Source organism: Synechococcus sp. H70.1 (genome assembly GCF_047502705.1).
Classification (GTDB): domain Bacteria; phylum Cyanobacteriota; class Cyanobacteriia; order Thermostichales; family Thermostichaceae; genus Thermostichus.
On sequence record NZ_JANSIV010000159.1, the window covers coordinates 6,428 to 17,967 of the forward strand.

The 11,540-nt window shown below is 59.9% G+C and carries 10 protein-coding genes; 2 read left to right on the forward strand and 8 right to left on the reverse strand.

All coding sequences use genetic code 11. The annotated features are described in order from the left end of the window. Positions 1-117: 117 nt before the first annotated feature. The 5 genes from NW827_RS10545 to rpmH form a co-directional block, all read right to left on the reverse strand. Complete coding sequence (locus tag NW827_RS10545) at positions 118-1,467, reverse strand: adenylosuccinate synthase (protein WP_414404012.1); 1,350 nt, start codon at positions 1,465-1,467, stop codon at positions 118-120. A gap of 132 nt (positions 1,468-1,599) precedes the next feature. After that, positions 1,600-3,087 (reverse strand): S41 family peptidase, encoded by a 1,488-nt coding sequence (locus NW827_RS10550; protein WP_414404011.1) that lies wholly within the window; start codon positions 3,085-3,087, stop codon positions 1,600-1,602. A gap of 181 nt (positions 3,088-3,268) precedes the next feature. Beyond that, positions 3,269-3,499, reverse strand: coding sequence for a Uma2 family endonuclease (locus NW827_RS10555; RefSeq protein ID WP_414503664.1), 231 nt, complete (start codon positions 3,497-3,499; stop codon positions 3,269-3,271). A gap of 690 nt (positions 3,500-4,189) precedes the next feature. Then, on the reverse strand, positions 4,190-4,564 hold the full coding sequence (rnpA, locus tag NW827_RS10560) for a ribonuclease P protein component (protein WP_414404009.1): 375 nt from the start codon (positions 4,562-4,564) through the stop codon (positions 4,190-4,192). Positions 4,565-4,626: 62 nt separating this feature from the next. Further along, positions 4,627-4,767: a 50S ribosomal protein L34 gene (gene rpmH, locus NW827_RS10565; RefSeq protein ID WP_414359708.1), complete on the reverse strand. Its 141-nt coding sequence runs from the start codon at positions 4,765-4,767 to the stop codon at positions 4,627-4,629. Positions 4,768-4,992: 225 nt separating this feature from the next. Here rpmH and dnaA point away from each other — a divergent pair, with 225 nt between their 5' ends. Together dnaA and NW827_RS10575 are read left to right on the forward strand one after the other, a co-directional pair. Beyond that, positions 4,993-6,396 (forward strand): chromosomal replication initiator protein DnaA, encoded by a 1,404-nt coding sequence (gene dnaA, locus NW827_RS10570; protein ID WP_414360066.1) that lies wholly within the window; start codon positions 4,993-4,995, stop codon positions 6,394-6,396. A 173-nt stretch (positions 6,397-6,569) separates the two neighbouring features. After that, positions 6,570-7,196 (forward strand): hypothetical protein, encoded by a 627-nt coding sequence (locus NW827_RS10575; protein ID WP_414404008.1) that lies wholly within the window; start codon positions 6,570-6,572, stop codon positions 7,194-7,196. On the opposite strand, the gene NW827_RS10580 is transcribed toward NW827_RS10575, so the two are convergent. From NW827_RS10580 to NW827_RS10590, 3 genes are all read right to left on the reverse strand, one after another. Further along, on the reverse strand, positions 7,193-8,014 hold the full coding sequence (locus NW827_RS10580) for a class I SAM-dependent methyltransferase (protein ID WP_414404007.1): 822 nt from the start codon (positions 8,012-8,014) through the stop codon (positions 7,193-7,195). The two genes, NW827_RS10575 and NW827_RS10580, sit on opposite strands and share 4 nt — an antisense overlap. A gap of 101 nt (positions 8,015-8,115) precedes the next feature. Next, a complete protein-coding gene (ftsH, locus tag NW827_RS10585; protein WP_414404006.1) occupies positions 8,116-10,002 on the reverse strand; it encodes an ATP-dependent zinc metalloprotease FtsH in 1,887 nt (628 codons plus the stop codon). Positions 10,003-10,124: 122 nt separating this feature from the next. Continuing rightward, complete coding sequence (locus NW827_RS10590) at positions 10,125-10,985, reverse strand: SDR family NAD(P)-dependent oxidoreductase (protein WP_414404005.1); 861 nt, start codon at positions 10,983-10,985, stop codon at positions 10,125-10,127. Positions 10,986-11,540: the final 555 nt, after the last annotated feature.

Here is an 11,540-nt window from a genome sequence, read left to right on the forward strand (position 1 = left end):
TAAGCAAGCGCCCACGCCGGTGAAGACCCTTGGGCTTTGAAGGAACTGTCTAGGGGCGTCTTGACAGCGCCTTTGCAAGTCCGTCAATCCCCCGACTAAAGTCGGGGGAGTGCCAAGTTAGTCCGGCATGAGGGCGTGAACCTGCTTGCTGCCATTGGGGTAAAGGAGAGCACGCTTGGGGCCGTGGATGGGATCCTCGACAATGATGGTCTCGTCGCGGCTGGCTCCTAGGGAGACAATGGCAATCGGCACCTGCATCAACTGGGCCAAAAACTTCAGGTAGTCGTAGGCTTCGGGAGGCAGGTCCTCAAGGGAGCGGCAGCCTTTGGTGGAGCACTTCCAGCCGGGCAGGGTTTTGTAGATGGGTTTGCACTGGGCAAAGACGCGGGCATCACTGGGAAAGTGATGGATCTCGCGACCCTGGTACTCGTAGGCCACGCACACCTTGATCTCATCCAGGCCATCTAGAACATCCAACTTGGTGATGGCCAGGCAGTCGAGGCCGTTGATCCGCACGGCATAACGCCCAATGACACCATCAAACCAGCCGCAGCGCCGCTGCCGCCCCGTGGTGGTGCCGAATTCGCCGCCAGCAGACTGCAAATAGGCACCGATTTCGTCTTTAAGTTCGGTAGGGAAGGGGCCCTCGCCAACGCGGGTGGTGTAGGCCTTAGCCACCCCAATTACCCGGTCGATGCTGGTGGGGCCAATCCCAGCCCCCACGCAGGCGCCGCCAGCAATGGGATGGGAAGAGGTGACGTAGGGGTAGGTGCCATAGTCAATGTCTAACAGCGTACCCTGCGCTCCCTCAAAGAGAATGTTCTGCCGCTCCTCAATGGCTTGCGTGAGAAGCAGGGCGGCGTCAGTGACATAGGGGCGCAGCCGCTCCGCATAGGCCAGGTATTGCTCGATAATCGGCTCTGGATCTAAGGGAGGCAAGTTGTAGATCTTCTCCAGCAAAACATTCTTGTAGGGGATAGCCCAACTGAGGCGCTCCCGCAGTTGGTCAGGGTACATCAAGTCCACGACGCGGATGCCCATGCGCTCGGCCTTGTCGGCGTAGGTGGGTCCAATGCCCCGGCCAGTGGTGCCCAGCCGGTAGATGCCGCGCCGCTCTTCTTCGGCCACGTCGATGACGCGGTGGTAGGGCAAGGTTACGTGGGCCGTTTCGGCAATGTAGAGGTTGTGGGTGGAGATCCCCAGTTGGTGCAGTTGGTCGATCTCGGCCAGCAAAACTTCGGGATCGATCACCGTACCACTGGCGATGACGCAGCGCTTATCGGGGTAGAGGATGCCGGAGGGGATAAGGTGCAACTTAAAGGTCTTGCCCCCCACCACCACCGTGTGGCCGGCATTAACCCCACCCTGGTAGCGAACGACTACATGGGCTTTCTCACTGAGGAGGTCGGTGATCTTACCTTTTCCTTCGTCGCCCCACTGGGCACCGACAACCACAACGTTTGCCAAAGGCTTCTCCCCCAGTCCGTAAACAGCACAAAAACCCCTTTCCCGGGGTCGCTGCACTAATTTACCCCATGGCTCGGGGGGGTGTTGAGGGTTTTTGACAAAAAGGTTAACAATCGATTAACTTTTCCGTCCTCAACTCCCCGGCTTGAACAGGCCGATGGCGGTCACTTGGTTGGAGCCCACCGCAAAGACAAAGGACAGGCCCAGGGCATCGTAGTTGACGTAGTAGCGATCCTCCCGCAGGTATTCCCGACTTCCTTTGGGGTAGGGCACCACCTCGTTGTAGCCGTTTTCGCCGGGGCCGCCGTAAACAGCAACTACTTCCGAGTAGGTGGAGCCAATGCGGATCCCTTCGCCAGTCATGGCTTCGGGGTGGGTGGTATAGATGCGGTCGGCAAAAAAGCTATTGAGAACGCCCGGAGGGCGGTAGGCAAAGAGGATGTAGTCTGGCAAGTAGAAGATCTTCAGGTCGCTGTTGGGCTGAAATACATTTGCCCGAGATTCGGCCGGGATTAGCTCCACGTTGCCCAAGAGGTGGGTATCGACGTTGCGGGTATCCATGCCCAGGACAAAGCGACCGACACGGCCCTCTTGAACCAGGACGGTGGGGCGGGGCGGGGGGCTGGGGCGGCGGGGAGGCAGGGCCAGGGCTTCTAGGGCAGCCTTGAGCCAGGCATTCTCATCTCCCTCTACCCTTTGCAAGGGCACCAAACCCTGGGCTAGGGAACGTCCATCGCCTGTTTTCCAAGTGGCTACGGCCAGTTCCACTGCCGCGCCAGAAGGCAGGGCGAAGAAGCGGGTCTGGCGCTCGCTGCCTTGGGTGGTCTGTCCCACAATAACGGTGCTGCCGCTAGCTCCCAGCTGGGCTGCCAAGAGGGTCGCCCCCTGGCGGGTGTTGCCATCGACAAGGACAGCCAACGGGATCCCCGCGGCGAGGGGCAAGTTTTCACTGTTCCAGGAGGTAGATTGACCAAAGCGGTCTTCCGTAACCAGCAGCGGCTGCACGGAACGGGGCAAAAATAAGCGCGCCACATCCGCTATCACTTGCGGGTCATAGCCCACCGACCCCCGCAGGTCGAGGACAATGCCTTGGCTGTAATCCTGGGTGTAGAGGGCTTGGCGAATCTGCTGGGCGGTGGCAGGGGTAAGCTCCGGCACTGCCAGGTAAACCTGGCGCGGCCCAATCTGACGCGCCTGGAGGGGCGGGCGAGGACGGTTGAGCAAGTCCCTAAAGCTTTGCGGATCCCAGAAGCGATCGGCGGGATCCCCATATTCGCGCAGGATCTCTCGAATTAGCTCATACTCAACTTCGATGGGCGGGCGGGGATCCCTGTAGGTGCGGGCCAACAGGCGGGTGTAGAGGTCGCTGTAGTTGACCGCAGCAGCCTGGTTGCCCGCCTGCCAAGACTCGTTGATGAACAGCCCTACCAGATAGCGCAGATCCTGGCCCAGCGCTGGCGCAGAAGAAGGGGGCCGAAGCGCGGGATTGGCTGGCGCCCCTTGGGAGGGCGAGGCTGGCGCAACAGTTGGCTCCTCAATTGAGGGGACGACCGGAACGGGTGGCAGAGCTGCCTGGCCTCTCACGCTGGCTGGAAGGATCCCGCCGATTGCCACGGCCATTGCCCACACTCTCCCTGCCTGCGCCCATCTCCTCATGGCAACCTGCCTTTTTGCAGATGCTGCGAATAGAATAAACCCCCCGCCCTTCCTCCTGCCACTGTGGGCAGTGGGGGGTGCCTATTTTTTGCCTCTCAAAACCCTAGCGGTTGTAGGTCTGGAGGTAAGGGCAACCCTGGCAGTTCTAGCTCCCGGCAGACCAGATTTTGCGGATGGGCAGGGTAAAGCCGGGCAGCACCTCTTCTCCCGACAAGGTTTCTGGGTTTTCCACCAGTTCCGGCACCTGTCCTGCCCGGTAGATCATCACTCGCTTGTCTAAAAGCCACCCCAGGCGGCAGCCGTTGTCCAGGTACTCCGGCATCTTGGCTTGGACTTGGAGCCAGGAACCGGCGGGCAAGAGAAAGTCGGGGCACAAGGGCAGGAATCTCCGGCGCGCCTCTGCCCCTTTTCCAGCGGGATCCAGGCCAGGTCAGGAGAGCGGTCGCTGCCCGAAGGCAGAGAAAAATCCAAGGCTTTGCCCCGGCCTAACTCGCGGTTCCAGACAAATTAAGTTGAGGTTGCCCATTTCACCGCTGGTCGGGGACACGACCCCTAGCTCTCTCTGGGCAGGGCGCTCCAGTTTCAGTTCCGGATTGGCTGCACAAAGCAGGACAAAACCCTCTCGCGTCAGAGTCATCAAAGGGCCGAGATTGAGCGTCAAGTGGGAACTGGAGATGCGCAGGCAAAACTGGATTTCCAGGATGGCCCCCTGCTGAGGTCTAAGATCCTTAGTTTGATTCAACGCTTTCCAGGTTTTGAGGATAGGGGGAGGAGTCTCGCTCTCAAGGTTGGCCTGGAGTTGGGGAGGGATCCCTGCACCTCCTCCGTGTACCTGCCAAGCGCCATTTTCAAAGCCTTAAACCAGTTGAGGGCAGGCTCGTTAAAGAGGCCAGCGCCGCTTCGGCAGAGGATCCCTCTGCATCCCGATAGAGGTCTCGCACAGGGTATTGGCGGGATTCCCCTTCCGTAGAGCTTCTTGATTCCCTCTGCTAGCCCCAAGATACCTGCGTCACCTCACTCCCCTAGTACAGGCCAGTAGAGTAGCAAAGGAGTTAGCCCCGCCTACCTACCCAAGCCCCTCCTCTGGGCTAACGAGTAAATCAGCCTTCTGGAGAAGGTAGCGCACCTCTGCTTGCAGCTCTGGCCACTTGTAGGTAAGCAAATTGGGCTTGGGGATAAATAGCAGGTGATAGCCGGGCTTGAGGTGGGGACAGAGAGGCCGCAGAGCTTCCCGCAGCCGGCGCCGCAGCCGATTTCGCCGTACCGCCGATTTGTCCACCTTTTTGCTGACCGCCAGTCCCACCTGGCTAGGGATCCCTTCACCTCCTGCCGGCATTGGTTGAAACAGCAGGATCAATCCAGCAGTGGAACGCCGCTGGCCCGACTGGTAAAGCGCCTGAAACGCCCGCCGATCCCGCAAGCGATAAGGAGCAGGTAGCATGGTGGCGGATCCCAGCCCCAACTTAACCCTTGCTTGCGCCTCTGGCAGGGGAATTGGACGCCTCAGGAAGCAGCCAGACGATAACGCCCCTTGGCCCGCCGCCGCTTCAGGACTCGCCGCCCACCCGGCGTGCGCATTCTGGCTCGAAACCCAGAAACCCGAATGCGTCTGCGGTTAGTGCCACGAAGGGTACGCTGAGGCATGGTGAAAAACCAACTCCCAACTTCAACACAGCCTGCCGCAGCGGGCAGGGGGCAATTGAGTCCACTTACATACAGTCAGCGAAGGGCCATTCTAGCAAACTCAGGGGAAAATGGGTAGATTGGACACCCCACGCCAAGCAGTTAAATTGGGAATCCCGAGAGTGGAAGCCCTGCTGAGTGCTTTGTTCTCTCGGGGGTTGTGGTGTGTCGCTCTGGGCGTGTGGCGTGGACATCTCTCTAGAGCAGCTCTGGGATCAGGCTCTGGGCCATCTACAAGTGCAGCTCAGCCGGCCAACCTTTGAAGCTTGGATCAAGACAGCACGGCCTGAGTCGTTGGTGGGCAACCGCCTCACCATCTCCACTCCCAGCGAATGGGCACGGGGCTGGCTGCAGAAGCACTATGCCTCCACCATCACCGAAGTGGTGCAGCGGGTGGCGGGGATCCCTTTGCAGGTAGAGTTTTCCGTTGCTCCCCAAGCTTTGGTTGAGGAAGAGCCTCCTTCGACAGTTGAGAAGCCCAGCTCCCGCCGCCCTGGAGGCTTCCCTGATTCTGCTCTACGGGGGCTAGAGGCGAGCAGCAGCCTACCTATGCGAGCACCAGAGCTCAATCCCAAGTATTCCTTCTCGCAGTTTGTGGTTGGCCCCAACAACCGCATGGCCCATGCAGCAGCCCTGGCCGTAGCGGACAAGCCGGGGCGGGCCTATAACCCTCTGTTTCTCTGCGGTGGCGTAGGGCTAGGCAAAACTCACCTGATGCAGGCAATCGGCCACTACCAGCTAGAGGCCAATCCACGGGCTAAGGTCTTCTACGTCTCCACCGAGCGCTTTACCAATGATCTCATCGATGCCATCCGGCGAGACAGTATGCAGTCTTTCCGGGAGCAGTACCGAGATGTGGATATTCTGTTAGTAGACGACGTCCAATTTATCGAAGGCAAAGAGTATACCCAGGAGGAGTTTTTTCACACCTTTAATACTCTGCATGAATCGGGCAAACAGATTGTGCTAGCTGCTGACCGATCCCCTCACCTGATCCCGCGGCTCCAGGAGCGGCTTTGTTCTCGGTTTTCAATGGGCTTAATTGCAGAAATTCAGCCGCCCGATATTGAGACCCGCATGGCCATTCTCAAGAAAAAAGCTGAGTACGAGGGGATGAGCCTGCCGCCAGAGGTCATCGAATATATTGCCACCACCTACACCAGCAACATCCGCGAGCTGGAGGGTGCCCTCATCCGTGCCGTTGCTTACGTCTCCATTTCTGGTCTGCCGATGAGCGTGGAGACGATTCAGCCCATCCTCAACCCCCCCAGCGAACCCAAGGAGATTACTCCTGACATGATTGTTGATGTCGTCTGTGAGGAATTTGGCATTGACCGAGAGAGCTTATTGGGATCTTCCCGCAAGCGGGACATTAGCCATGCGCGGCAAATTGCCATGTTTTTGATGCGGCAGCACACCCGCCTCAGCTTACCCAAAATTGGCGATTACTTTGGTGGAAAAGACCACACTACCGTTCTCTATAGCTGCGAAAAAATTAGCCAGTTGCAGCGGGAGAACCTGCAACTTGAGCGGCAACTGCAAAACCTGTCCCAGCGGCTGCGGGTCATAGCCAACAGCCGAAACAGATAGTTATTGGCGCTGCTGGTCCGTCTTGAAGTGCTGTCGCTGCCCTGCCAAGAGCCTTGCTGTCTTTGGAAGCGGAAGCAGCTACAGTTATAAGGCGGGGCAGGCGGGGCTTGCAGGGGGGAACGGAAGTGGGCAGAGAGCTTTGTTGGGGTGTGTTGCTCCTTGGAGCTTGCCTGATGCCCAAGTGGCCAGCCTGGGCTGTGGAGGTGGATCTCCCGTCCCTCTCAGCTGCGTTGGGGCTGGAGGGTCAGATAGATAGCCCCGTGTTGCGCCGCTGGCTGCAAGACCCCCCCGATCTTTTGGAAGAAATCCGCAATACTCCCGTTTTGCCGACCCGTTTGCAAGTGGGTTTCGAGTCGGCTTCCGAGTGGCGAATTGGCTTGCAGGACCTGCGCTTGGGGGATCGCCTCACCCTCAGCGGCGACTACCGCCAATCTTTGGAAAATCCGGTCGTCCGCCAGTACGGCTCAGAGGTGCGTTACTTTCTTGCCCCTGTGGGATCCCGCTTTAATCTGGCTCCCCAGCTGGGCTACCGGGCTTGGGAGCAGGAGAACCGGCGCTTCAGGGGGGTGAGCTATGGGGTTTTTTTCGTTTTGGCCCTGGCTCCTGGAGCTGCCGACCTGACTGGCAGCTACAGTTGGGTGACCCCCCAGGAGTCGGAAGAGGGACAGGCCACCTTGGCAGAAATCACCGCTGCCTACGCCATCAGCCCTTCCTTTCGCCTGGCTGCCCGCTACAGCCTGCGCCACTCCACCTTGGCGCAGGAATCCAGCTTCGGCGCTGGCCTGGAGTGGATCCCTTAGCCCCGCACTGCCTGCACAAAAGCCACCCAACCAAAGCTGAGGTAGCGCTCCAATTGCAGCCCTGCCGTTTCCAGGTGCCGGCGCAGCTCGTCTGCCGAGAAAAAGCGGAGTCCAGTCGCCTCCAGCCAGCGCTGCACCACTTGCCCCCACCCTTGAACCTGCTGGCTGTGCATTGAGACAAACACCCCGCCAGGCCGCAAAATGCGGGCCACCTCCTGCAAACAGGGATCTAGCGGCACCTCGTTCAAGGTTGCCCCGCTAATCACCGCCCCAAAGGCCCCAGAGGCTAGGGGGAGCTGTTCCGCCCGCGCCCGCAGCAGGCTGTAGTGTTGCCAGTGGGGCTGGGCCTGTTGGGCTGCCTCTGCCAGGACCCCTGCCGCAGTGTCCAAGCCAATCACCGTCCGCTGCGGATCCCTGCTCAAAAGGAGGCGACTCCAGTACCCCCCGGCAGTGCCGAGATCCAAGATAGGATCCGCCTCGCCCACCAGTTCTGCCAGCAACTGGCCTTCCCGCTCGCTGCCAAAGCTCTCTCCCGACAACAGTGACAGGGCCCAGGGTCGCCAGAGTCGGTCGTAGGCCCAGGCAAAGCCGGGTAGATGGGCAATAGCTTGGGCGGGAGTAAGGGACAACTCGGGCGAGGTGGCTAGAAAATCCACCGCCCCGGAAGGCAGAATGGGGTAAACCTGGCCACAGCGGGGACAATAAACCCGATCCGCGCCAGAGCCTGGCTCCCGCGCCGGTGGCAGGCTTAGCCCTTCCTGACCGCAGCTTAGGCAGCGGTAGAGGCGAGCTGGCAGAGCAGACAGAAAAGAGCGCATGGGACAACCCAAACCTTGCCAAACAAAAGGGCAGCTGCCAGGTAGCACCCCCGACAACCACCCTCCTCTAAGCTCATCAATCCGGCAGGAAGAGGGGCTCCCTAGGCCGTCTTTGGGCTGGGCAAGCCGACCTTCTCGGGGATGGGAACGTATTCTGCCACAATGGCCCGAAACTCGTCCCCATCCAGGGTTTCCCGCTCCACCAAGGTGTCGGCCAGCCGGTCCAGCAGCGCCCGGTGCTCCAGCAAGATTTGCTTGGCCTTTTGGTAGCAGCTTTCCAGGATCTGCCGCACCTGCCGGTCAATCTTGGCGGCCACCTCCTCGGAGTATTCGACACGGTTCATCCAGCCGCCGCCCAAAAAGATCTCGTTGTTGGGGGAATCCCACATCAGCGGCCCCAACTCGGACATGCCAAAGCGGGTCACCATCTGCCGCACGAGGTTGGTGTTCTGCTGCAGGTCGTTGCTAGCTCCAGTGGTTACTTCGGAGTAGCCGAAGACAATCTCCTCAGCTGCCCGACCGCCAAAGCCCACCACCACCCGGTCCAACAGCCAGGCACGGCTGTACATGCCGGAGTCAATCTGCTCCTCGTTGGGCAGTTGCTGCGCAAAGCCGCCAGCACCTCCGGAACGGGGGATGATCGTTACCTTGTTCAGGGGATCCGCATGGGGCAAGAGGGTCATCAACAGGGCATGGCCGCACTCGTGGTAGGCAATCAGGCGCTTGCTCTTGCCATCCAACAGCGGCGGCTTGGTCAAGCCGATAGTGATGCGGTCAAGGGCATCGTCAATGTCCTGGTTGGTAATGGCCTTGTGTTGGCGGCGGGCTGCCAGGATGGCCGCCTCGTTGAGCAGGTTGGCCAAATCGGCACCAGCAAAGCCAGGGGTACGGCGGGCAATGGCCTCCAGGCTAACCTCCTCGGCTAGCTTTTTGTTGCGGGCATGGACGCGCAGGATCTCGTAGCGGCCCTTAAAGCTAGGCCGATCTACCGTAATCTGGCGGTCAAAGCGCCCCGGCCGCAAAAGCGCCGCATCCAAGACATCAGGGCGGTTGGTTGCAGCAATAACGATCACGCCGGAGTTACCCTCAAACCCATCCATTTCCGTAAGCAACTGGTTCAGGGTTTGCTCGCGCTCGTCGTTGCCTCCACCAATGCCAGCTCCCCGCTGCCGGCCCACCGCGTCAATCTCGTCGATAAAGACAATGCAGGGGGCATTCTCCTTGGCCTTCCGAAAAAGATCCCGCACCCGCGAAGCCCCCACACCCACAAACATCTCCACAAACTCAGAGCCGGACAGGCTAAAGAAGGGCACACCTGCCTCGCCAGCAATGGCCTTGGCTAGAAGCGTTTTGCCCGTCCCCGGCGGCCCCACCAACAACACGCCTTTGGGGATCTTTGCCCCCACGGCGGTGAAGCGCTCTGGCTTCTTCAGGAAGGTCACCACCTCCTGCAACTCTTCCTTGGCCTCATCAATCCCGGCTACGTCGTCGAAGGTGACACCAGTTTTGGCTTCCATTTGGAAGCGGGCCCGCGACTTGCCAAAGTTGATGGCTTGTCCAGGGCCACCTACTCCTCCGCTGGCACGGCGTAGGAGCAGGAACAGGCCCCCCAAAAGCATCAAGGGGATCACTAAGTTGCCGAGAAGGGCCCAGAAGGCGCTGCCATCGCGGCTGGGCACTACAGTTACCTCGACCCCCTGCTCGGTGAGGCGCTCTACCAGTTGCGGCACAGTGGTGGGCAGTAGGTTGACCCGATAGCGGGTGGAGCGCTGCGTCTGGGGATCAACAGCCGTAACTTCCGCTACCAGGTTGTTGTCTAGAAGGCGCACGTCGGTAACGCGCCCCTCCTCGACGTAGCGCAAGAAGCGGTCGTAGGTAAGGGCAGAGGCCAGGGCCGCATGGGCAGGAGCCAGGCTGGATCCCTGCCAGAGACAGAAGCCCAGCATGAGAGCAATCAACCAGCGCTGGGGGGAAAGAGGCTTGTTCATAGGGAAGAAAAACACCCCCTCATTAAAAGTCCTTTAACAAAGTTAACCTCTTGCTCCTGCAAGGCACAACCCCGCAGCAGCAGGAGAAGTTCAGGGATCCGCTCCTTCCCGCCAGCAAGTGCCTAGGCTGACCTAGGGAGACCATAGACACGCCGCCACATGGCGTCAGCCAGAGCGGCGGGCATTAGCCGCATCAGCCCCAGAGCCAACTTACCGCCTGGAAAAGCAGTGTAGCGGTCGGAAGGATGAGGGTCGGTCATGGCCCGCAGGATTGGCTCTACCACTTTTTCCACCGGCCAGGCCATTTTGTTAAATGAGCTAGCCAGCTCGGCCGCCTTGTCCAAGATGGCCTTGTAGGGGCCGTTGGGATTGACAACGGCAGCAAAGGTTGCTTCGGCCACGCGGCCAAACTCAGTGGCCACCGGCCCTGGCTCGATCACAATAACCTTAATACCGAAGGGGGCCACTTCCACCCGCAAGGCATCGCTAAGGGCTTCCACCGCAAACTTGGTGGCGTTGTAGACACCGCTAAAAGGCATCGAGAGCTGGCCAGCTACGGAGCTAAGGTTGAGGATGCGGCCGCTGCCCCGTTCCCGCATCTGGGGCAAGAGGGCGCGGGTGAGGGCATGCGGGCCAAACACGTTGACCTCGAACTGGCGCCGCATTGCCACCACATCCACCTCTTCCACCGGTCCCATCTGACCGTAGCCGGCATTGTTGACTAGGATGTCCACCCGCCCAAAGTGCTCTAGAGCCTTTTGGGCCAGCGCCTCTACCTGGGCCGTGTCGGCCATGTCGGTGGGCACTGCCAGCACCTCTACTCCCTGCTTCTGGGCCAGGTCTTTGACCTCCTGCAGCAGCTGCTCGCGGCGGGCTGCCAGCACCAGGTGAGCGCCGCGTTTGGCCGCTTCCAGGGCGACGGCCTTCCCAATTCCGGCAGAAGCACCAGTAATCAACACCACCTGATTGGCCAGTGAAGGCATGGCTCTCCTCTCTGCAAACTTTCTTCATCCTAGAGGGACTTCCGGGATCCCTGGCGAGGTTGCAATTGAGAACCTAATAGGCTCGACCTCAGGATTACGCCTGCGGAGATTCCTCCGGCAGGGCTAGACAGCCGGCTAGGGAGGGGTCGCTAAAGCAGGAAGAAAGCAGCGAGACAGGCAAAAGCTTGCTTTTGTCCAGTGTTGTCCAAGTCTTTCAGAGCGGTTGAGAAACTGAGGGAGGGCCCAAAAAGCAGTATGATTGGAAAAGTTAGCAAGCCCCAGGTTGGAGGATGCCCTTGCCCAAAAGACAGGGGAAAGTGACTTTGAGATACTTTGGCCGGCGAGTTCCTGGGAGTCGGTCCTGGCTAGAGCAGGAGCGCTGGGCTCTTGTGGAGGCCCGCCTAGAGCGATTGCTTAGGGCAGCTGAAGCCAACCTGCAGGCCAACACCGAGTTGCGCCAACAGCAGGAAGAGCAGCAGCGCCAACTGGAGGCCGAGCGCCGCCAAAGTGAAGCACTGCGTGACTCAACAGCTGACTTGCGCATCAGCGTCATGG